23 protein-coding genes are annotated in these 21,018 nt (G+C 73.8%); 13 read left to right on the top strand and 10 right to left on the bottom strand.

Going from position 1 to position 21,018, the window contains the following annotated elements:
* The first annotated feature begins 122 nt into the window (after positions 1-122).
* Positions 123-608, top strand: coding sequence for a peptide deformylase (def, locus tag ACQEUU_RS23060; RefSeq protein ID WP_433069114.1), 486 nt, complete (start codon positions 123-125; stop codon positions 606-608).
* On the opposite strand, the gene ACQEUU_RS23065 is transcribed toward def, so the two are convergent.
* From ACQEUU_RS23065 to ACQEUU_RS23075, 3 genes are read right to left on the bottom strand one after another with little or no spacing between them, the layout of a single operon-like run.
* Positions 544-852 (bottom strand): WhiB family transcriptional regulator, encoded by a 309-nt coding sequence (locus tag ACQEUU_RS23065; protein WP_433069117.1) that lies wholly within the window; start codon positions 850-852, stop codon positions 544-546. The two genes, def and ACQEUU_RS23065, sit on opposite strands and share 65 nt — an antisense overlap.
* A gap of 6 nt (positions 853-858) precedes the next feature.
* Positions 859-1,779 carry a glycosyltransferase gene (locus ACQEUU_RS23070; RefSeq protein WP_433069119.1) on the bottom strand — a complete coding sequence of 307 codons (921 nt, stop codon included), beginning with the start codon at positions 1,777-1,779 and terminating at the stop codon, positions 859-861.
* Positions 1,776-2,375: a D-glycero-alpha-D-manno-heptose-1,7-bisphosphate 7-phosphatase gene (locus ACQEUU_RS23075; protein ID WP_433069122.1), complete on the bottom strand. Its 600-nt coding sequence runs from the start codon at positions 2,373-2,375 to the stop codon at positions 1,776-1,778. Before ACQEUU_RS23075 ends, ACQEUU_RS23070 begins: the two co-directional genes overlap by 4 nt.
* Positions 2,376-2,546: 171 nt before the next feature.
* On the opposite strand from ACQEUU_RS23075, the gene ACQEUU_RS23080 reads away from it, so the two are divergent.
* Genes ACQEUU_RS23080 through ACQEUU_RS23120 form a run of 9 tightly spaced genes read left to right on the top strand, consistent with a single transcriptional unit; the run spans position 2,547 to position 12,027 of the window.
* On the top strand, positions 2,547-4,178 hold the full coding sequence (locus ACQEUU_RS23080) for a carbamoyltransferase family protein (RefSeq protein WP_433069125.1): 1,632 nt from the start codon (positions 2,547-2,549) through the stop codon (positions 4,176-4,178).
* Positions 4,175-5,158, top strand: coding sequence for a glycosyltransferase family 2 protein (locus ACQEUU_RS23085; RefSeq protein ID WP_433069128.1), 984 nt, complete (start codon positions 4,175-4,177; stop codon positions 5,156-5,158). Before ACQEUU_RS23080 ends, ACQEUU_RS23085 begins: the two co-directional genes overlap by 4 nt.
* Positions 5,155-6,189 carry a glycosyltransferase family 9 protein gene (locus ACQEUU_RS23090; protein WP_433069130.1) on the top strand — a complete coding sequence of 345 codons (1,035 nt, stop codon included), beginning with the start codon at positions 5,155-5,157 and terminating at the stop codon, positions 6,187-6,189. Before ACQEUU_RS23085 ends, ACQEUU_RS23090 begins: the two co-directional genes overlap by 4 nt.
* Complete coding sequence (locus tag ACQEUU_RS23095; RefSeq protein ID WP_433069133.1) at positions 6,186-7,373, top strand: glycosyltransferase; 1,188 nt, start codon at positions 6,186-6,188, stop codon at positions 7,371-7,373. The genes ACQEUU_RS23090 and ACQEUU_RS23095 overlap by 4 nt, the downstream gene beginning before the upstream one ends.
* Before the next feature lie 2 nt (positions 7,374-7,375).
* Positions 7,376-7,924: a D-sedoheptulose-7-phosphate isomerase gene (locus ACQEUU_RS23100; RefSeq protein WP_270159881.1), complete on the top strand. Its 549-nt coding sequence runs from the start codon at positions 7,376-7,378 to the stop codon at positions 7,922-7,924.
* Positions 7,921-9,534: a PfkB family carbohydrate kinase gene (locus tag ACQEUU_RS23105; RefSeq protein WP_433069135.1), complete on the top strand. Its 1,614-nt coding sequence runs from the start codon at positions 7,921-7,923 to the stop codon at positions 9,532-9,534. Before ACQEUU_RS23100 ends, ACQEUU_RS23105 begins: the two co-directional genes overlap by 4 nt.
* Positions 9,531-10,205, top strand: coding sequence for an SDR family oxidoreductase (locus ACQEUU_RS23110; protein ID WP_433069138.1), 675 nt, complete (start codon positions 9,531-9,533; stop codon positions 10,203-10,205). The genes ACQEUU_RS23105 and ACQEUU_RS23110 overlap by 4 nt, the downstream gene beginning before the upstream one ends.
* Positions 10,196-11,068, top strand: a complete 873-nt coding sequence (locus ACQEUU_RS23115) for a glycosyltransferase family 9 protein (protein ID WP_433069141.1) — start codon at positions 10,196-10,198, stop codon at positions 11,066-11,068. Before ACQEUU_RS23110 ends, ACQEUU_RS23115 begins: the two co-directional genes overlap by 10 nt.
* Positions 11,065-12,027, top strand: coding sequence for a UDP-glucuronic acid decarboxylase family protein (locus tag ACQEUU_RS23120; protein ID WP_433069144.1), 963 nt, complete (start codon positions 11,065-11,067; stop codon positions 12,025-12,027). The genes ACQEUU_RS23115 and ACQEUU_RS23120 overlap by 4 nt, the downstream gene beginning before the upstream one ends.
* Here ACQEUU_RS23120 and mshC read toward each other — a convergent pair.
* Genes mshC through ACQEUU_RS23145 form a run of 5 tightly spaced genes read right to left on the bottom strand, consistent with a single transcriptional unit; the run spans position 12,024 to position 15,958 of the window.
* Entirely contained in the window at positions 12,024-13,268 is a 1,245-nt protein-coding gene (mshC, locus tag ACQEUU_RS23125) for a cysteine--1-D-myo-inosityl 2-amino-2-deoxy-alpha-D-glucopyranoside ligase (RefSeq protein ID WP_433069146.1), read from the bottom strand. The two genes, ACQEUU_RS23120 and mshC, sit on opposite strands and share 4 nt — an antisense overlap.
* Positions 13,269-13,278: 10 nt before the next feature.
* A complete protein-coding gene (locus tag ACQEUU_RS23130) occupies positions 13,279-13,929 on the bottom strand; it encodes an NRDE family protein (RefSeq protein ID WP_433069149.1) in 651 nt (216 codons plus the stop codon).
* A 23-nt stretch (positions 13,930-13,952) separates the two neighbouring features.
* The gene (locus ACQEUU_RS23135) at positions 13,953-14,717 is read right to left on the bottom strand and encodes an SCO1664 family protein (RefSeq protein ID WP_433069152.1); all 765 of its coding nucleotides are present in this window, start codon (positions 14,715-14,717) and stop codon (positions 13,953-13,955) included.
* Complete coding sequence (locus ACQEUU_RS23140; RefSeq protein ID WP_433069155.1) at positions 14,714-15,262, bottom strand: DUF3090 domain-containing protein; 549 nt, start codon at positions 15,260-15,262, stop codon at positions 14,714-14,716. The genes ACQEUU_RS23135 and ACQEUU_RS23140 overlap by 4 nt, the downstream gene beginning before the upstream one ends.
* A 9-nt stretch (positions 15,263-15,271) precedes the next feature.
* Positions 15,272-15,958 (bottom strand): MSMEG_4193 family putative phosphomutase, encoded by a 687-nt coding sequence (locus tag ACQEUU_RS23145; protein ID WP_433069158.1) that lies wholly within the window; start codon positions 15,956-15,958, stop codon positions 15,272-15,274.
* A 65-nt stretch (positions 15,959-16,023) separates the two neighbouring features.
* Between ACQEUU_RS23145 and ACQEUU_RS23150 the strand changes: the two genes are divergently transcribed.
* Both ACQEUU_RS23150 and ACQEUU_RS23155 read left to right on the top strand, forming a co-directional pair.
* Positions 16,024-16,971 carry an aldo/keto reductase gene (locus ACQEUU_RS23150; protein ID WP_433069161.1) on the top strand — a complete coding sequence of 316 codons (948 nt, stop codon included), beginning with the start codon at positions 16,024-16,026 and terminating at the stop codon, positions 16,969-16,971.
* Between the two features lie 126 nt (positions 16,972-17,097).
* Positions 17,098-17,982 (top strand): hypothetical protein, encoded by an 885-nt coding sequence (locus ACQEUU_RS23155; RefSeq protein WP_433069163.1) that lies wholly within the window; start codon positions 17,098-17,100, stop codon positions 17,980-17,982.
* A gap of 2 nt (positions 17,983-17,984) precedes the next feature.
* Here the strand turns inward: ACQEUU_RS23155 and fabI are convergent, their stop codons facing one another.
* Positions 17,985-18,752, bottom strand: coding sequence for an enoyl-ACP reductase FabI (gene fabI, locus ACQEUU_RS23160; protein ID WP_433069166.1), 768 nt, complete (start codon positions 18,750-18,752; stop codon positions 17,985-17,987).
* 1 nt (position 18,753) lies between these two features.
* Positions 18,754-19,449 (bottom strand): beta-ketoacyl-ACP reductase, encoded by a 696-nt coding sequence (locus ACQEUU_RS23165; protein WP_433069169.1) that lies wholly within the window; start codon positions 19,447-19,449, stop codon positions 18,754-18,756.
* A gap of 77 nt (positions 19,450-19,526) precedes the next feature.
* Between ACQEUU_RS23165 and ACQEUU_RS23170 the strand changes: the two genes are divergently transcribed.
* On the top strand, positions 19,527-21,017 hold the full coding sequence (locus tag ACQEUU_RS23170) for a TldD/PmbA family protein (protein ID WP_433069171.1): 1,491 nt from the start codon (positions 19,527-19,529) through the stop codon (positions 21,015-21,017).
* Position 21,018 lies beyond the last annotated feature (1 nt).

Here is a 21,018-nt window from a genome sequence, read left to right on the forward strand (position 1 = left end):
AGGGGTTTCCTCGCTGGGTCCCTTCTGTTACCGCTGTGCTACAAGCGGCACTCAGGGGGATTGGCGGCCGGCGCGGGCGGGAACGCCGTCGATGTGCGACGCGATCATGCGGGGGGTTGCGGGTGACGGTGCTGCCGATCAGGGCGTTCGACGATCCGGTGCTGCGGTCGGTGGCCGAGCCGGTGCGGGATTTCGACAAGGAGCTGCGCCGGTTGGTGAAGTCGATGACGCTGACCCTGCGCGCGGGCGCCGGGCGGGCGGGACTGGCCGCTCCCCAGGTGGGGGTGCCGCTGCGGGTGCTCGTCTACGCCTACGAGGGCGCGTCCGGCCATCTGGTCAATCCGCGGCTGGAGCTGTCGGAGCGGCGGATCACGGCGGACGAGGCGTGTCTGTCGGCGCCGGGCGTGTGGTGGCCGCTGGAGCGCGCCTTCATGGTCACGGCGCGCGGGCGCGACATGTTCGGCAAGCCCGTCACTGTGCGGGCTCTGGGCGTGCTGGCGCGGGTGCTGCAGCACGAGTCCGATCATCTGGACGGGGTGCTGTTCAGCGACCACCTGTCAGCGGACGAGCGGGGACGGTTTCTGGCCGCGGCGCTGACCTCGGGATGAGCGCGCGCCGCTGGTCGGGATCGGTGCCGCCCCAGACGCCGTGCGTCTGGCCGCTGCTGATCGCGTAGTCGAGGCATGGCTCCCGTACGGGACAGGTCCGGCATATGGACTTGGCGCGTTCCACCTGTGACTGGCCCGGGCCCTGGAGCGAGATCGGGAAGAACAGCTCAGGGTCCAGGTCGGAGCAGGCGGCCCTGCGTGACCAGTCGAGCATCATCATGCCCATGGCGCCTACCCAGGGCATTTCGGGTCATACCTCTTCAAGCAGGCGGTCCCAGTCCTCCAGGAACCTGCCGAGCCCGTAGCGCGCCAGGGCCGCGGCCCGCGCGGCCTTCCCGGTCTGGGCGGCCCGCTCCGGGTCCGCCGCGAACTCCTCCAGCGCCCCTGCCAGCGTCTCCACCCGGGTGGAGAGGACGCCCGCCTCCGGCGGCACCGCCTCGACGGCTTCCGTGGTGGCCAGGGCGACCACGGGCATGCCCAGGGTCATCGCCTCGATGAGGGCCAGCCCGAGCGACGTCCACCGGTACGGATGCAGGTAGACCCGCCGCCTGGCCAGCTCGGCGTGCATGCGGGCCTGCGGCAGGTCCTCGTACGTCCCGTACGGCAGACCTTCGACCTTCATGCCGAACAGGTCGAGCGGGACCTTCGCGGCGAAGCGCGGCAGCAGGTCGGTGCCGGCCACGCGGGTGCGCCGGACGGGCTCGTTGACCACGACGCCGGCCCGGGGCAGTTCGCCGGTGTAGAGGTGGCCGGGGTCCACGACGCCGTGCTCGATGACCCGGGTGGGCGCCCGGCCGTTGTCCCAGAACAGCTCGTTGAAGTGGGTGACGTGAACGAGCGTGAGGTCGGAGCGGCCGGCCAGCGGGTGGCGGGTGCGCGGCACGTCGCCGGCGGGGGTGTTGTGCTCGACGTAGACGCCGGGCAGGTCGCGGCCGAGCCACTCGCGGGCCAGGTCGAGCTCGTGCGGGCGCTGGTAGACGACCACGTCGATCGGCTCGTCGCGCAGGCGGTCCCACGGCACCTCACGGGCGCGGGCCGGCCACGGGTAGGTCTCGGCCCGTCCCCTGCCGTCGAGACCGCGCCCGGGCACGAGCGGCAGCACGTAGTCGTGGTGGCCGTGCACGAACGAGGTGGTCCACGAGCCGTGGACGTGCCAGAGGAGGATCCTCACCAACGGCTCCAGCCGAGCGCGCGTGACCAGGCCGAGCCGCCCACGGCGACGGGGGCCGGCGCGGCGTCCACCTCGCGCAGCAGCCGTTCGGCCACGTCGAGGAGGTCGTCGGCGAGCTCCGGGGCCTGCTCGATCTCCGCGCGCAAGGTCTGCTCGGTCGGCACGAGGATGCCCCGCGCGCCCGCCGCCCTGGCCGCCTCCATGTCGCGGCCGATGTCGCCGACCATGACGCACTCGCGCGGGCTGACGTCCAGCACCGCCGCGGCCCTGATGAGCAGGCCGGGCGCGGGTTTGCGGCAGGTGCAGCCGTCGATGTCGTCGTGCACGCAGATCGCCCACGCGTCGAACGGCCCAAGCAGTTCCTCCACGCGGGCGTTGACCTGCTCCATCTCGTCCGCGGTGATCAGCCCTTTCGCCACGCCCGACTGATTGGTCACCACCGCTACCGGCAGGTCGGCCCTGCGCAGCCTGCTCAACGCCTCCAGCGCGCCCGGCATGGGCTGGACCCGGGCGGGGTCGCCGTTGTACGGGACATCCCTGATCAGCGTTCCGTCCCTGTCGAAGAGCACGGCCCCGGGACGTCGTTGTTCGAACACCATCCACCTCCGTCGCGTGGCCGACTGCTACCCGGACCCCCATCCGGCAAACAACTACTTAGCGTGACCAATGCGGGCTAAGCGGGGGTATTTCCCCATATAGAGGAGGCGGGGGTGTTTGAGAAGCGCTTCTCTCGGTAGCGGTTCTCGTGTCTCGCAGGAAGGGAACCGATGAGATTTCTCGGCATCAACGCGATCTTCCACGACCCCGCCGCGGCCCTGATCGTGGACGGCAAGGTGGTCGCCGCCGCGGAGGAGGAACGGTTCAGCCGGCGCAAGCACGGCAAGCGCCCGCTCCCGTTCTCCGCGTGGGAACTTCCGGAGCAGGCGGCCGCCTGGTGCCTGCGGGAGGCGGGCATCGGGCCCGAGGACATCGACGCGGTGGCCTACTCCTACGACCCCGCCCTGGTCGAGCAGCGCCCGGACGGCGACTGGGAGGACCTGCGCACCCGGTACGCGGTCCGCGCCCCGCTGTTCCTGTCCACCGCGCTGCCCGGGCTGGACCCGGCCAAGGTGCGCTACGTGCCGCACCACATCGCGCACGCGGCCTCGGCGGGCCTGGCCTCGCCCTGGCGCGACTGCGCGGTGCTGGTGTGCGACGGCCGCGGCGAGGACGTCTCCCACCTGGCCGGCCGCTACACCGGCGGCGAGCTGGAGGTGCTGGCCGCGCAGCGGCTGCCGCACTCGCTCGGGCTGATGTACGAGGACGTGACCGAGCACCTGGGCTTCCTGCGCTCCAGCGACGAGTACAAGGTCATGGCGCTCGCCTCCTACGGCCGGCCCCGGTTCCTGGAGGAGCTGCGCGACCTCGTCTACGCGACCGATGACGGCGGCTTCCACGTCACGCCGATCGAGTGGAGCGGCTACGCCAAGGCGCTGCGCAAGGGCGAGCCGTGGACGGACGACCACGCCGACCTGGCGGCCAGCGTGCAGGCCCGGCTCGAAGAGGTGCTGCTCGACCTGGCCCGGTGGCTGCACGAGCGGACCGGCGAGCGGCGGCTGGCCCTGGCCGGCGGGGTGGCGCTGAACTGCGTGGCCAACACCCGGCTGCTCGCCGAGGGGCCGTTCGATGAGGTGTGGGTGCAGCCGGCCGCCGGAGACTCCGGCACGGCGCTGGGCGGCGCGCTCCACCTGGCGCAGGCGTACGGGGAGCCGGCCGCGCCGATGGGCACCGCCGCGCTCGGGCGCGGCTTCACCGACGAGGAGCTGGGGGCGTGGCTGGACGTGGCGCGCGTCCCGTACACGCGGCCGACGGACCTGGCGGGGGCGGTGGCCGCCGAGCTGGCCGCCGACCGGATCGTCGCCTGGTTCCAGGGACGGTCGGAGTACGGGCCGCGGGCGCTGGGCCACCGCTCGCTGCTGGCCCACCCGGGGCACGCGGCCAACACCGAACGGCTCAACGACGTCAAGGGACGCGAGCAGTTCCGGCCGATCGCGCCCATGGTGCTGGAGGACCGGGCCGCCGACGTCTTCGCCCGGGGGCCGGTGCCTTCGCCGTACATGCTGTTCGTGCACGACGTGCGCCCCGGCTGGCGCGAGCGCCTGCCCGCCGTGGTGCACGTCGACGGGACCGCCAGGATCCAGACCGTCTCCCCCGCCGCCGAGCCGCTGATGGCGCGGGTGCTGGCCGAGTTCGAGGCCAGGACCGGGCTGCCCGTCCTGGTCAACACGAGCCTCAACACCGCCGGGCGGCCCATGGTGGACGACCCGCGCGACGCGCTGGAGTGCTTCGGCTCCGCCCCGGTGGAGGTGCTGGCCCTGGGGCCGTACCTGATCCGGCGCGGGGAGGTGTTCGCCTCGTGATCACGGTGGTGATCCCCACGATCGGACGGCCCAGCCTGCGCGCCACGCTGGCCGCGCTGACGGGCGTCCCCGTGGTGGTCGCCGACGACCGGCGCGGCGCCGCCGAGCCGCTGGAGGTGCCGGCCGGGGTACGGGTCGTGCGCTCGGGCGGTCGCGGGCCCGCGGCGGCGCGCAACGCCGGATGGCGGGCGGCGGACACGCCGTGGGTGGCGTTCCTGGACGACGACGTGGTGCCCTCGCCCGGCTGGGTGGACGCGGTCCGCGAGGACCTGGCGGACCTGCCGGAGGACGTGGCGGGCAGCCAGGGCCGGATCGTGGTGCCGCTGCCCGCCGGGCGCCGGCCCACCGACGGCGAGCGGCACACCGCCGGGCTGGCCGGCGCCGACTGGCCCACGGCCGACATGGCCTTCCGCCTCTCGGCGCTGGAGCGGGTCGGGGGGTTCGACGAGCGCTTCCCGCGCGCCTACCGCGAGGACGCCGACCTGGCCCTGCGCCTGCTGCGGACCGGCTACCGGCTGGTCAAGGGCGCGCGGGTGACCGTGCATCCGGTGCGCGACGACGGCTTCTGGGCCAGCGTCCGGTTCCAGCGCGGCAACGCCGACGACGCGCGGATGCGGCGCCTGCACGGGCCCGGGTGGCGCGCGGCGATCGGCGCCCGCGGCCGCCTGCGCCGCCACGCCGTCACGACGGCCTGCGCCGCCGCCGCGCTCGCCCTGGGCACGGCCAGCGTGCTGGCCTCCGGCGGAGCGCGCCGCGGCCGGGTTCCCGTACGGGGACCATGCCTTGCGGCCTGGCCCCGGCGCGGAGCCGGATGGGCGGCCGCGGGGTGGGCGCTCATGACGGCGGAGTTCGCCTGGGCGCGGGTGCGGCCGGGGCCGCGCACGCCCGCCGAGACGGCGCGCATGGTCGTCACCAGCCTGCTGATCCCACCGGCGGCCTGCTGGCACCGGCTCAGGGGGGAATGGGAGGTGCGGCGATGAGCGGTCCGCGGGTGCTCGTGGCGCGGCTCGACGATGCCGGGGACGTGCTGCTGTCCGGCCCGGCCGTGCGGGCCGTGCGCGCGCGGGCGGGCGAGGTCGTGTTCCTCGCCGGCCCCGCCGGCAGCGCCGCCGCCGAACTGCTGCCCGGGGTGGACCGGGTGGTGGAGTGGCGGGCCCCGTGGATCCTGAGCGAGCCGCCGCCCGTGGACGGCGCCGCCGTCGACGCGCTCGTCCGGCAGGCGCGCGGCTGCGACGAGGCGCTCATCCTGACCTCGTTCCACCAGTCGGCGCTGCCGCTGGCCCTGCTGCTCAGGCTGGCCGGGGTACGGCGGATCTCCGCCATCAGCGAGGACTACCCCGGCTCGCTGCTGGACGTGCGCCACCGGGTCGACGAGAGCCTCGACGTGCCGGAGGCGGAGCGGATGCTGGCGCTGGCCCGCGCCGCCGGGTTCGAGCTCCCGCCCGGCGACGACGGCAAACTCGCAGTTCGCCAGCCACTTCCGGATATCAGCCCAGAAATAGGGCAAATGCTCGCTGCCGGCGGCGTGGCCGGCAAAGGCACGTATGTCGTGGTGCACCCGGGGACCTCGGCCCCGGCCAGGACCTGGCCCGCGGAAAGGCACCGCCGGACCGTGCGGGACCTGGCCCACGACGGGCATCGGATCGTGGTGACCGGCAAGGAACGCGATCTCACCGCCTTCGTCGCCGGCGACGACGCCGTGGACCTCGGTGGCAGGACCTCGTTCGCCGAACTTGCCGCCGTACTGGAGCGTGCCGGGGTGCTCGTGGCCGGCAACACCGGCCCGGCCCACCTGGCCGCGGCCGTCGGCACCCCGGTGGTCAGCCTGTTCGCCCCCGTCGTTCCCGCCGAGCGGTGGGCCCCGTACGGCGTGCCCACGGTGCTGCTCGGTGACCAGGACGCGCCCTGTCGTGGCAGCAGGGCGCGCACCTGCCCGGTGCCCGGGCACCCGTGCCTGTCGCAGATAGCCAGTGAGCAGGTGGTCAAGGCAGTGAGGGAGCTGACGCAGTGAAGATCGATCTCGTCTCGGAACACGCCGACCCTCTCGCCGCCATCGGCGGCGTCGACGCCGGCGGCCAGAACGTGTACGTGGCGTCCCTGGCCACGGCGCTGGCCGCGCGCGGCCACTCGGTGGTCGTGCACACCCGGCGCTCCCATCCGAGCCAGCCGAGGTCGGTGCGGGTCTCCCCCGGCGTCACCGTCGCGTACGTGCCGGCGGGCCCCGCGGCGCCGGTGCCCAAGGACGAGCTTCCGCCGTACATGCCGGAGTTCACCGAGCGGCTGGCCGCCGACTGGGCGCTGCGCTCCCCCGACGTGATCCACGCGCACTTCTGGATGAGCGGGCAGGCGGCGCTGCGGGCGGCCGGGCGCGTCCCCGTGGTGCAGACGTTCCACGCGCTCGGCACCGTGAAGCGGCGCTGGCAGGGCGAGGCCGACACCAGCCCCGCCCACCGGCGGGCCACCGAGCGCGAGATCGGCCGCCGCTCCGACGCGGTGCTGGCGACCTGCGGCGACGAGGTAGAGGAACTCGTCGCCATGGGCGTGCCCGAGCAGCGGATCTCGGTCGTCCCGTGCGGCGTCGATCTCGACCGGTTCCGCCCCGACGGGCCCGTGGCCCCGCGCACGGACGGGCCGATGATCCTGAGCATCGGCCGGATGGTGCCGCGCAAGGGCGTCGACACGGTGATCGCCGCGCTGCGCCGGCTGCCCGGCGCCGAGCTGGTGGTGGCCGGCGGGCGGGCCGGCGACGAGGAGGCGGTGCGGCTGCGCGAGCTGGCGCGCGGCTACGGGCTCCAGGACCGGGTGCACGTGATCGGCAGCGTGCCCCGCGAGCGGGTCCCGGCGCTGATGCGCGCGGCCGACGTGCTGGTCACCGTGCCCTGGTACGAGCCGTTCGGACTGGTGCCGGTGGAGGCGATGGCGTGCGGCCTGCCCGTCGTGGCGTCGGCGGTCGGCGGCCACCTGGACACGGTGGCCGGCTGCGGGCTGCTGGTGCCGCCGCGCAGGCCGCGAGCGCTCGCCAGAGTGCTGCGGGAAGTCCTCGACGACCCGGCCAGACGCCGCGAGATGAGCAGGGCCGGCGCCCGCCGCGCCCGCGAACGGTACGGCTGGCCGCGCGTCGCCGAACAGACCGAGGCCGTCTACACGCAGGTGATCGACGGGCAGCCGACCCGGCTCGCCGCACTGGGGGGATGACGATGGACGCGCACCTGGAAAAGCTCCGCACGGCCCTGAGCAGGGTCGACGACCACGCCGTCACGATCCGCGCCTGGGGCGGCAAGCTGGGCGGCGTGCTCACGGCCGGCGGCAGGCTGCTCGCCTGCGGCAACGGCGGGTCGGCCGCCGAGGCCCAGCACCTGACGGCCGAGCTGGTCGGCAGGTTCAGGGCCGACCGGCCCGCGTACGCGGCGATCCCGCTGCACGCCGACACCTCTTCACTCACCGCGATCGCCAACGACTTCGGCGCCGAGGAGGTCTACGCCCGCCAGGTGCAGGCGCACGGCCGGCCGGGTGACGTGCTGATCTGCCTGTCGACCAGCGGCGGCAGCGCCAACGTGCTGGCCGCGGCGCGGGCCGCCCAGGAGCGCGGCATCCTGTCGTGGGCGCTCACCGGACCCGCGCCGAACCCGCTCGCCGACCTGTGCGACGACGTCGTGGCCGTGCCGGCGGACGAGACGTCCACGGTGCAGGAGGTCCACCTGGCGCTGATCCACATGCTGTGCGACGCGGTGGAGGAGGCCCTGTGAGCCGTCCCGGCACGGACGGGGAGGTCCCGGGGCGGCCGGACGAGACTGCCGGCCCGCTCGTCGTGATCGGCGACACGTTTCTCGACGTGGACGTCGAGGGCGAGGCCGAGCGGCTGTGCCCGGACGCGCCGGTGCCCGTGGTCGACGTGGCCGCCGAGCATGCCCGGCCCGGGGGCGCGGGGCTGGCGGCTCTGCTCGCCGCGCGGGAGGGCGCCGACGTGGTGCTGATCACCGCGATCGGCGACGACCCGGCGGGGCGCCGCCTGTGCGGGCTGCTGTCGGCGGAGGTGGAGCTGGTACGGCTGCCGCTGCGGGGCGGGACCGTACGCAAGACCCGCGTGCGGGCGGGAGGCCAGACACTCCTGCGCCTGGACACCGGCGACGGCGTCGCGACCGTCCCGCACGGCGAGACCGCACGGCCGGCCGCGAGCGCGGTCGCAGGACCGGGCGCAGTCACAGGAGCAGACACGGGCACAGGAGCAGACACGGGCACAGAGGCGGGCGCGGGCACGGGAGCGAGCACGGGAGCGGGCGCAAGGGCGGGAGCGAGCACGGGAGCGGGCGCAAGGGCGGGAGCGGGCACGGGAGCGGGCGCAAGGACGGGAGCGGGCACGGGAGCGGGCGCGGCCGGGGGTTACGCGCGGGCCGTGGAGGTGGTCGCGGCGGCGGGGGCGGTGCTGGTGGCCGACTACGGGCGGGGCGTCGGAGCGGTGGCGCGGGAGCTGCTGCGCGGCTGCTCGGCGCCCGTCGTGTGGGACCCGCACCCGAGAGGCGGCAGGCCGCCCGAGGGATGCACGCTCATCACCCCCAGCGAGGCCGAGGCCAGGCGGCTGTGCCCGGGAGGGTTCCCCGGCGCCGACCGCGCCGCCCGCGCCATCCGGGAGGAGCTGAAGGCCGAGGCGGTCACCGTCACCCGGGGCACCGCGGGCGCGTCGCTGGCGCTGGCCGACGGCACCCTGCTCAAGATCCCCGCACCGGTCCTGGCGAGCGGCCAGGACACGTGCGGCGCGGGCGACCGGCTGGCCGGCGCGGCGGCGCTCGCGCTGCGGGCCGGGGCCGACGTGACGCGGGCGGTCACCATCGGCGTCGGCGCGGCCTCACGGTTCGTCGCCGGCGGCGGCGCGGCCGCGCTCCGCGTACGGGAACAGGAACTGGGCGACCGGCCGCGCACCGCGGCCGAGGTGGCCGAGCTGACCCGGGCACGCGGCGGGCGGCTGATCGCCACCGGCGGCTGCTTCGACCTGCTGCACGCCGGGCACGTCAGCCTGCTGCGGCGGGCCCGCGCGCTCGGCGACGCGCTCGTCGTGTGCGTCAACTCCGACGCGTCCGTGCGCAGGCTCAAGGGCCCGTCGCGTCCGATCGTGGACGTGACCGACCGGGTCGAGGTCCTGCGCGCGCTGAGCTGCGTGGACGCGGTGCTGGTGTTCGAGGAGAGCACCCCGGTCCACGCGATCGAGCTGCTCCGCCCCGACGTGTGGGTGAAGGGCGGCGACTACGAGGGCGGCACGCTGCCCGAATCCGAGATCCTGGCCGGCATCGGCGCCGAGACCGTGGTGCTGGACCTGCTGCCGGGACGTTCGACCACCAATCTGATCAGGGAGATCCGATGAACGTATTGATCACCGGAGGCGCTTCCGGCCTCGGCCTGGCCACCGCGGAAGCGGTCGAGAAGGAAGGCTGGCGGGCGCTGGTCGTCGACGTGCGCCGGCCCGACCAGCGCTTCGAGCACGTCACCGCCGACCTGGCCGACCGGGAGCAGGCCGAGCGCGCCGTCACCGAGCTGGCCGAGCGCGCCGGCGGCCTGGACGCGATCGTCACCGCGGCCGGCATCGACCGGTGCGGGCGGCTGGAGGACGTGCCCGCCGACGACTGGGAGCAGGTCATCAAGGTCAACCTGCTGGGCACCGCCTCCGTCGTGCGGGCCGCGCTCCCGTATCTGAAGAGGTCGCGCGGGCGGATCGTCACCTGCGCGTCCACGCTCGGGCTGCGCCCGCTCAGCGACGCCTCGGCCTACAGCGCGTCGAAGTTCGGCGTGGTGGGGCTGACCCGGGCGCTGGCGGTCGAGCTGCGCGGCGAGGTGGGGGTCACCCTGCTGGTGCCCGGCGGCATGCGGACCGCCTTCTTCGACGGCCGGCCCGAACAGTACAAGCCGGGCCCGGAGGCGGGGCTGAACGACCCCGCCGACGTCGCCCAGGCCGTGGTCTTCGCGCTGGGCCGGCCGGTCGGCTGCGAGATCAGGGAACTCGTCGTCTGCCCCGACACGGAGACGTCATGGCCCTAGAACTCCTGGCGCTGCGCGGGCTGGGGCTGGGCGACCTGCTCACGGCCGTCCCCGCGCTGCGCGCGCTGCGCCAGGCCCACCCGGAGCACCGGATCACGCTCGCCACCCCGGCCTATCTCGGGCCGTTGCTGCCGCTCACCTGCGCGGTGGACGACCAGATCGACGTGCGCGGGCCCGGCCCGGTGCCGTTCGAACGGCCGGACATCGCGGTCAACCTGCACGGCCGCGGCCCGCAGAGCATCGAGGCGCTGCGCCGTACCGAGCCCGGACGGCTGATCAGCTACGAGGTCGGCCCGCCCTGGCAGGACGACGTGCACGAGGTGCGGCGCTGGTGCGACCTGCTGGAGTGGCACGGCATCCCGGCCGACCCGCAGGACCTGACGCTCGGCGTCTCGGACCGCACGGGGCCGGCGATCGTGCATCCCGGGGCCGCCTACCCGGCCAGGCGCTGGCCGCCGGAGCGGTTCGCGAAGGTGGCGGCCCTGCTGGACGACGTGGTCGTCACCGGCAGCTCCGAGGAGGTCGGCCTGGCCAGGAAGGTGGCCGAGCTGGCCGGGCTGCCGGCGGACCGGGTGCTCGCCGGCCGCACCGACCTGGCCGGCCTGATCGAGCTGGTGAGCAGGGCGCGCCTGGTGGTGTGCGGCGACACCGGCGTGGGCCACCTGGCGACCGCGTTCTGCGTGCCGTCGGTGGTGCTGTTCGGGCCGGTCTCGCCGATGCAGTGGGGTCCGCCGCCGGGGTGGCGGCACGTCGCGCTGTGGACCGGCCACCAGGGCGACCCGCACGGCGACAAGCCGGACCCGGGGCTGCTCGAGATCGAGGTATCAGAAGTCGTCGACGCCGCGATGGAGGTCACGTCATGAGGGCGCTGGTCACCGGAGGAGCCGGGTTCCTCGGCTCCCACCTGTGTGAGCGGCTGCTGGATCGGGGGGCTGACGTGGTGTGCATGGACAGCTTCCTGACCGGCGGGCCGCGCAACGTCGAGCATCTGGTCGACCGGCCGTCGTTCCGCATCGTCGAGTGCGACCTGACCGGTTACGTGCACGTGCCCGGTCAGGTGGACCTGGTGCTGCACTTCGCCTCGGCCGCCTCGCCGGCCGACTACCTGCGCTACCCGATCGAGACGCTGCGCGTCGGCAGCGTCGGCACGCTGCACGCGCTCGGGCTGGCGCGGGAGAAGGGCGCCAGGTTCGTCCTGGCCTCCACCAGTGAGGTGTACGGCGACCCGCTGGAGCACCCGCAGCGCGAGACGTACTGGGGGAACGTCAACCCGGTCGGCCCGCGCAGCGTCTACGACGAGGCCAAGCGCTTCGCCGAGTCGCTGACCACGGCCTACCGCAACTCGCGCGGCACCGACACCGGCATCGTGCGGATCTTCAACACGTACGGGCCGCGCATGCGGCCGTTCGACGGCCGCGCGATCCCGACGTTCATCCGCCAGGCGCTGACCGGCGAGCCGATCACCGTCACCGGCGACGGCTCGCAGACCCGCTCGATCTGCTACGTGGACGACACCGTGTCGGGCGTGCTGGCCATGGCCGACAGCGACTTCGACGGGCCGGTGAACCTCGGCAACCCGGACGAGGTGACCATGCTCGACCTGGCCGTGACGATCAAGGAGCTGACCGGGTCGTCGTCGCCGATCGAGTTCGTCGAGCGGCCGCAGGACGACCCGGAGGTGCGCCGGCCGGACACCACGCTGGCCGCCGAGAAGCTCGGCTGGACGGCGGCGGTGCCGGCCGGCGAAGGGCTGCGGCGCACCATCGAGTGGTTCGCCGCCGAGCTGAAGGGGTTTCGGCCGGCGGCCCGGGTGACGGCCTAGGAGCCCTGCAGCCGCACGCCGAGGAGGGCGTCGGCCAGGTCGCGCACCAGGGCCGGCGCCGACGGGTCGCTCCCCCGCCCGGCCGCGTCCTGAGCGAGCGCCTTCTCGGCCCACCGGTCGACGGCGGCCACGGCGCCGGGGGCGTCGAGGTCGTCGGCGAGCCGCTCGCGGACCTCGGCGAGCAGCTCTTCCGCGGGCGGCCCCGCGGGGCCGGCCACGGCGGCGCGCCAGCGCTCCAGCCTGGCCTCGGCCTCGGCGAGCAGAGCGGGGGTGTAGGCCCAGTCGTCGCGGTAGTGCCTGCCGAGCAGGACGAGCCGGACCGCCATGGGGTCGTGCTCGGCCCGCAGCTTGGAGACGAACACCAGGTTGCCCCGCGACTTGGACATCTTCTCGCCGTCCAGGCCGACCATGCCGGCGTGGGTGTAGAACCGGGCGAACGGCCACCGGCCGGCGGCGGCGAAGCCCTCCGAGGCGCCGCACTCGTGGTGCGGGAAGATCAGGTCGGAGCCGCCGCCCGCGACGTCGAAGCCGGGGCCGAGGTGGTCCAGCGCGATCGCGGTGCACTCGACGTGCCAGCCGGGCCTGCCGCGGCCCAGCGGGGAGTCCCAGGCGGGCTCGCCCGGCCGCTCGGCCCGCCACAGCAGCCAGTCGAGGGGGTCGCGCTTGCCGGGGCGCTCCGGGTCGCCGCCCCGCTCGGCGAACAGCTCCAGCATGCGTTCGCGGGAGTAGCCGGAGACCTGGCCGTAGTGGGGCGCGGCGGCGGCGTCGAAGTAGACGTCGCCGTCGAGCGAGTAGGTGACGCCCCGGCCGGCCAGCTCGCCGATGAGCTCGGCGACCCGGCCGACGACCTCGGTGACGGCGACGTACTCGCGGGGCGGCAGGACGCGCAGCGCCTCCATGTCGGTGCGGAACAGCTCGATCTCCCGCTCGGCCAGGGTCTGCCAGTCGACGCCGGTCTGCTCGGCCCGCTCCAGCAGTGGATCGTCGACGTCGGTGGCGTTCTGCGTGTAGTGCACCTGGTGACCGGCGTCGCGCCACATGCGGCCGACGAGGTCGAAGGCGAGGTAGGTGTTGGCGTGGCCGAGGTGGGTGGCGTCGTAGGGGGTGATGCCGCAGACGTACATCCTCGCGGTCGGCCCGGGATCGGTCTGCCGGACCTCCCGGGACGCGGTGTCGTAGAGCCGCAGCGGGACGCTCGCGCCGGGGAGCGTGGGAACGTTGGGGGCGGACCACGATTTCATGTCATCGAGCCTATCGGTGCTGATCAGCGGTCATGTCGGTGAACTCGTACGTCACGCCGTCCGGCGCGAGGGTCAGCAGGGTGACGCTGAGGGTGGCGAAGACGCGGCCGTCGGGCAGCTCGTGCCGGACGATCAGCGCCTCGGGCGCGTCCGAGGGCGGGTCGCGGAGGGGTTCGCGCCAGTCGGCGTCGCCGGCGAACCTCGGCAGGTTGGCGGTGACGCGCTCGTGGTCCGGGTCGAGGCCGGTGTTGACGATCACGCTGGTGCCGCCGGGCAGGTCGGTGGTCTCCAGGCTGTGCCCGTCCCAGCTGAACAGCCGGGCCCCGGCCGGGTCGGCGAGCACCAGATGGAACGGGTCATAGCAGGTCAGGTCGATGCCGGGCAGCTCGCCTGAGGTGACGGCCCGCAGCGGCAGGTCGCCGCGGGAGACCTTGCGGGTCTCGGGCGCGGGGGTGCCGCGCCCGTTCAGCAGGGCGGCGGCGCGCCGGGCCGCCGGGTCGACCGCGAGCCAGGTGCCGCCCGCCTTGAGGTCGCGCCCGCCGACGACGCCGGGATGGCCGGGCCAGTGTTCGGCCGGGCCTTCCCATGGGCGGTCGGCGAACTCGTCCCTGATGCCCATCAAGGTGAGGGGCCGCCCCGTTCTCACGATCACCGTGCACATGCGGCAAAGCGTACAAAACCGGCTCAGATGGGTGGCCAGGGGACGGCAGGCCAGCCCTCGAAGGGGTACGGGTGGATGCCGGTGTCGAGCAGCCGCCGCACGCGCTTCCAGGTCGCCTCCACCTCGGCCGTGGTCAGCAGCTCGCGCAGCCGGCGGCCGAGAGAACCGGAGTCCAGCTCCCGCTCCAGCTTGGCCAGCACGCCCACCGCCTCACGTGACAGCGGCTTGCCCCGCCACTGCCACAGGACGGTGCGGAGCTTGTCCTCCACGGCGAAGCAGACGCCGTGGTCGACCCCGTAGACGTGACCGGTCGGCAGCGGCAGCAGGTGGCCGCCCTTGCGGTCGGCGTTGTTGACCACCGCGTCGAAGACCGCCATCCGGCGCACCACCGGGTTGCGGCTGCGGACCAGCCGCATCAGGTCGACCTCACGCTCGGTGTCGATCCACAGCTGGCACATGCCGGGCCCGAACGGCCCCTCGCGGTAGACCGTGGGCGGCACGATGTGCCAGCCGGTGGCCTGCGAGACCTCGTAGGCGGCGACCTCACGGGCGGCGAGCGTGCCGTCGGGGAAGTCCCACAGCGGGCGCTCGCCGCGTACCGGCTTGTAGACGCACGCCGCCGCGCGCTCCCCCAGCCGGACCGTGCAGTAGAGGGTCATGTTGGTGGCTTCGACGAGACGTCCGGCCATCTCCAGGCGGCCGCCACGGAGCAGCTTGAGCGTCTCCTCCTCGTCCATGGCCGAGGGGAGGGCGGCCTTGACGGCGGGCTCGCTCTCCGGAGCGGTCATGAAGCCGCCTCACCTCCGCGGTAGCCGTTGAGACGTACGCACACGTGCCCCTCGGCGTCGAGCGGCTGCCCGCAGAGCGGGCACGGCGGGCGGCCCGCCGCGACGATCTCCAGCGCCCGCCGGGTGAAGGCCCGGGCGGCGCCGGCGCTGATCCGCACCCGCAGCACCGCGGGCTCGGGCGCGTCGAGGTCCTCCTCGTCGACGATCTCCTGCGCCTCGATGACCACCTGGGACGTGTCGGGGTCCCACGCCAGGGCCATCGTGCCGACCCGGAAGTCCTCCGACACCGGGACGTCGAGCGGCTCCTCGTCGGTCAGGTCGGCGGGGGCGACCGCCGGCACGTGGGCGGTGCCGCCGCTGCGCCGCAGCACCTCGTCGAGCAGTTCTTCGAGCCTGCCCGCCAGCGCCGCGACCTGCAGTTTCTCCAGAGCTACGGTGGTCAGTCTGCCCTCGGCCCTGGCCTGCAGAAAGAAGGCGCGCGCGCCCGGCTGCCCGAGGGCGCCCGCCACGAACCTCTCTGGCGGGTCGTAGTCGAAGACCGGCATAGCCTGACCTTACGTGGTCCCGGGCCCGCCGCCGACGGCGGCATCGCTCCCGGTGGAGTTTTCTCCCCCGTCTTTCTCCTCCGAATCCTCGGGGAGCCGCAATTCCCCCATATCGTTAATCCTGAGAACAAAGGGACGCAAGGGGGCATAGCGAATGACGGTGAGGGCGGCGGGATCAGCGGTTATGCGCTGGAACTGATCGAGGTGCAGCCCCAGCGCGTCGGCGACGATCGCCTTGATCACGTCTCCGTGGCTGCAGGCGAGGTAGACAGCCTTCTCCCCCAGCCGGTGGTTCCAGTCGCGGATCGCGGCCACCGCGCGGTGCTGCATCACCGCCATCGCCTCACCGCCGGGGAACGCCGCCGCGCTCGGGTGCGTCTGCACCACCGGCCAGAGCGGATCCTTGGCGAGCTCCTTCAGCTCCCGCCCGGTCCAGTCGCCGTAGTCGCACTCCAGCAGCCGGTCGTCGGTCCGCACCGCCAGGCCGCGGCCCTCGGCGACGGCCTCGGCGGTCTCCCGGCAGCGCTCCAGAGGGCTGGAGACGACCGCGTCGAGCCGGACGCCGGCGATCCGCCGCGCCAGCGCGGCGGCCTGCGCCCGGCCCGCGTCGCTGAGGTGGACGCCGGGGGTGCGGCCGGCCAGCACCGGCCCCGTCAGGTCGGTCAGCCCGTGGCGGGCCAGAAGCAGCGTGGTCATCCACCCAAGTGTCGCAGGCCGCCGTCTCGGCGTTCGACCCCCCTGAGCGGTAATCTGGCGGGATCATGGAGCAGCGCTATGTCGGCCGCAGCGGCCTGTCGGTGTCCCGTCTGGGCCTCGGCACGATGACGTGGGGGCGTGACACCGACGCCGACGACGCGGCGGCTCAGCTCGGGATGTTCCTCGACGCGGGCGGCACCCTCGTCGACACGGCCGACGTCTACACCGGCGGCGACGCCGAGCGGGTGCTCGGCCGCCTGCTGCGCGACCAGGTGCCGCGCGGCGAGCTGGTGATCTCGACCAAGGCGGTGGTGACGCCGATGGGCCGCCGGTCGCGCGACGCCTCCCGGCGCCACCTGATCGCCGCCGTGGACGACTCGCTGAGCCGGCTCGGCGTCGACCACGTCGACCTGTGGCAGCTCCACACCTACGACCCCGAGGTGCCGCTCGACGAGACGCTGGCCGCGCTCGACGCCATCGTCTCCTCCGGCCGGGCGCTGTACGCGGGCGTGTGCGACTACACGGGCTGGCAGCTCGCCGCGGCCTCGGTGACGCAGCGGATGATCCCCGGCCGGGCGCCGATCATCTCGGTGCAGACCGAGTACTCCCTGCTGGCCCGCGACGCCGAGCGCGAGCTGATGCCGGCCGCCCACCATCTGGACGTCGGCGTGCTCGCCTGGTCGCCGCTCGGCCGCGGGGTGCTGACCGGCAAGTACCGCACCGGCATCCCAGCCGACTCGCGGGCGGCCACGCCGCACTTCTCCGACTTCGTCCGCCCGTACCTCGACGACCGGTGCCGCAGCGTGGTCGAGTCCGTCGTGACCGCCGCCGAAGGGCTCGGCGTCTCGCCCACGGCGGTCGCGCTGTCATGGGTCCGCGACCAGCCGGGCATCGCCTCGGCGATCGTCGGGGCGCGTACGCTCACCCAGTTGAAGGGCACGCTGCTCGCCGAAGACCTGGAGCTCCCGATCGAGATCCGAGAGGCCCTGGATGACGTCTCGTCCCCCGAGTAACGAACGAGAGCTCAATTCGCGTATCACTAGTCGATACCGAATCGCAACTTTACTGAGAAAAGCGCTGCGCCGTCTGCACTTACCCTTCAGGCTTTTCCTCGGAAGCCACGCGGGAGGGGACGGATGGTGAGCAGAACCGCTATCTCGGCTGGGATCCTCGCGGTGTCGATCGTGGCGCTTCCCATCGCCGCGGTCCCCGCGGCCGCCCAGGGGGCCCAGGGAGCCCAGGCGGCCGACTGCGAGCGCGGCGGGGGCGGCCTGCTCTCGGGGGTGACCGACGGCCTGTGCGACGTCGTGGGCGCCGTCACCGGCACCGTCGACAAGCTGACCGGCGGAGTCACCGAGCCCCTCACCGACGGCCTGGACAAGACCACCGACAAGGTCCTCGGCACCGTCGGCGAGGCCGTGCCGACCGCGAAGGCCGCCCCGTCCGGCGAGCCGTCGGCCCGCTCCACGCCCTCCACCAAGCCGAAGAAGACCCTGCTGCCCGAGCCGCTCGCCGACGTGTGCCTGCCGCTGGCCTGCGACGACGCGGACGAGGAAGCGGACGAGGAAGCGGACGAGGACGCGCCGCGGGAGACGACGCCCCCGAGCCCGCGGGCCGACGACCGTGAGACGGCCGAGCCCGAGCGCGAGGAACGCCGCCGCGAGCCCGAGGAGGACGCCGAGGCGGTGCCCACGACCTGGCCGACGCAGCCGCCGGCCCGTGAGACGCACTCCATCGACGGCAGCGAGGAGCCGGTCGCCGAGGAGCCCGCGGCCGACCCGGAGGACCTCCGCATCGACCTGCTGTGGCCCAACCCGTTCACCGAGGAGCTGCCCCTGCCGATGGGACGCGAGCCGGTGGTGCGGCCGGTCGCGCCGGCCTCCGACGTGCTGGGCACCACGCTGACCGTGGTGCTGCTCGCCACGGCGATCCTGGCCAGCCGGGTGGTCCAGCAGCGCAGGCGCCGCAGCGAGCCGCACGACTCGATGCCGTTCGAGCCGGCGGGACGCCACCGGCTCGCCTGAGGTCAGCCGCCGATCGCGTGGACGCCGCCGTCGACGTGCACGATCTCGCCGGTGGTGGCCGGGAACCAGTCGGACATGAGCGCCACGCAGGCGCGGGCGGCCGGCACCGTGTCGGCCAGGTCCCAGCCGAGCGGCGCCCGGTCGGGCCAGCTCTCCTCGAACTCCTTGAAGCCCGGGATCGACTTGGCCGCCATGGTGCGCAGCGGCCCGGCGGCCACGAGGTTGACGCGGATGCCGTGCTTGCCCAGGTCGCGGGCGAGGTAGCGGTTGCACGACTCCAGACCGGCCTTGGCCACGCCCATCCAGTCGTAGACCGGCCAGGCCTTGCTGGCGTCGAAGTCGAGGCCGACGACCGCGCCGCCGCCCTCCTTCATCAGCGGCAGGCAGGCCACCGCGAGCGACTTGTAGGAGTAGGTGGACACGTGCAGGGCCGTGGCGACGTCCTCCCACGCGGTGTTGAGGAAGTTGCCGCCGAGCGCCGACTGCGGGGCGAAGCCGATGGAGTGGACCACCCCGTCGAGGCCGTCGACGTGCTCGCCCACCCGGTCGGCCAGCGTGTCGAGCTGGTCGGTGTCCTGCACGTCGAGCTCCAGCACGGGGGCGGGCGCGGGCAGCCGCTTGGCGATCCGCTCGACCAGGCTCAGCCGGCCGAAGCCGGTGAGCACCACGGTCGCGCCCTCCTCCTGCGCCAGCTTGGCGACCGAGAACGCGATGGAGGCGTCGGTCAGCACGCCCGTGACCAGGATCCGCTTGCCTTCGAGTATGCCCACGTCAGTGCCCCATTCCCAGACCGCCGTCGACGGGGATCACGGCCCCGGTGATGTAGGAGGCGTCGTCGCTCGCCAGGAAGCGGACGACGCGCGCCACCTCCGCGGGAGTCGCCTGACGCCCCAGAGGGATGTTCTTCACGATCGCCTCGGTGTCGAGCTCGGCCGTCATGTCGGTGGCCACGAACCCGGGCGAGACCACGTTGACCGTGATGCCGCGCGAACCGTACTCGCGGGCCAGGGAGCGGGCGAAGCCGATCAGCCCGGCCTTGGAGGCGGCGTAGTTGGCCTGGCCGGCCTGGCCGAGCAGGCCGATCACGGAGGAGATGAGGACGATGCGGCCGCGCTTGAGCCGCATCATGGGCCGGATCGCCCGCTTGGTGACGCGGTAGGCGCCGGTGAGGTTGGCGTCGACGACGTCGGTGAAGGTCTCCTCCTTCATCATCGCCAGCAGGGTGTCCTTGGTGATGCCGGCGTTGGAGACGAGGACCTCGACCGGGCCCTGCTCCGCCTCGACCTTGTCGAAGGCGGCCTCGACGTCGGCCATGCTGGTCACGTCGCACCTGACCCCGAAGAGCCCTTCCGGCGGTTCTCCGGAACGGTAGGTGACGGCGACGGCGTCGCCGGCGGCGGCGAGTTCACGGGCGATCGCGAGGCCTATGCCGCGATTGCCCCCGGTGACGAGTACAGAGCGAGCCATGACACCTGACGCTATCTGCTACCGGCCGGTACCCGCTTATCCGGGTGACACAAGATCACAGGGTTAGGATCGTGGACATGCGCCAGATCGACTCCGACTTCCTCGCGCTCCCGCTGCGGCGGCTCGCGGACGCCGCGCTGCAGCGTGCCCGCGACCTGGGCGCCGAGCACGCCGACTTCCGGCTGGAACGCGTCCGCGCCGAGACGCTCAGCCTCTACGACGCCCGGCTCGAAGGCGCCGCCGACGCCGACGACCTGGGCTACGCCGTCCGTGTCGTCAAGGACGGCACGTGGGGCTTCGCCGCCGGCGTCGACCTCACCCCGGAGGCGGCGGCCCGGGTGGCCGAGCAGGCGGTGCGGGTGGCGGAGGTGAGCGCGCCGATCAACCGCGAGCCGGTCGAGCTGGCCCCGGAGCCGGTGCACGACGCCACGTGGGTGTCGTCCTACGAGGTCGACCCGTTCGACGTGGCGCAGGCCGACAAGGTGGCGCTGCTGGCCGACTGGTCGGCGGGGCTGCTCAAGGGCGCCGACCACGTCTCGGCCCGGCTGTTGCAGGTCAAGGAGCAGAAGTTCTACGCCGACACGGCCGGCACGACGACCACGCAGCAGCGGGTGCGCGTCCATCCGAGCCTGAACGCGATGAAGGCGTCGCGGTCCGGGTTCGACGACATGTCGACGATCGCGCCGCCCGTGGGGCGCGGCTACGAGTACCTGACCGGCACGGAGTGGGACTGGCAGGCCGAGCTGGCCGCGCTGCCGCTGCATCTGGAGGAGAAGCTCGCCGCGCCGTCGATCGAGGCCGGCGACTACGACCTCGTGATCGACCCGTCCAACCTGTGGCTGACCATCCACGAGTCGATCGGCCACGCCACCGAGCTCGACCGGGCGCTGGGCTACGAGGCCGCCTACGCCGGCACCAGCTTCGCCACCTTCGACCAGCTCGGCGAGCTGGTGTACGGCTCGCCGCTGATGAACGTCACCGGCGACCGCACGGTCGAGCACGGCCTGGCCACGGTCGGCTACGACGACGAGGGGGTGCGGGGCCAGACCTTCGACATCGTCCGCGACGGTGTCCTGGTCGGCTACCAGCTCGACCGGCGGATGGCGATGATGAAGGGCTTCGGCCGGTCCAACGGGTGCGCGTTCGCCGACTCGCCGGGCCACACGCCGATCCAGCGGATGGCCAACGTGTCGCTCCAGCCGGCCCAGGACGGCCCGGCCACGGACGAGCTGATCGCCGGCGTCGAACGCGGCCTCTACATCGTCGGCGACAAGAGCTGGTCCATCGACATGCAGCGCTACAACTTCCAGTTCACCGGGCAGCGCGCGTACCGGATCTCCCACGGCAAGCTCGCCGGGCAGGTCCGCGACTTCGCCTACCAGGCCACCACGACCGACTTCTGGCAGTCGATGGAGGCCGTCGGCGGCCCCGGCACCTACGTGCTGGGCGGCGCGTTCAACTGCGGGAAGGGCCAGCCGGGGCAGGTGGCGCCGGTCAGCCACGGCTGCCCGTCGGCGCTGTTCCGCGACGTCCGGATCCTCAACACCGTTCAGGAGGGCGGAAAGTGAC

The sequence above is a fragment of the Nonomuraea sp. CA-218870 genome (genome assembly GCF_050936535.1).
In the GTDB taxonomy this organism is placed as follows: Bacteria; Actinomycetota; Actinomycetes; order Streptosporangiales; family Streptosporangiaceae; genus Nonomuraea; species Nonomuraea corallina.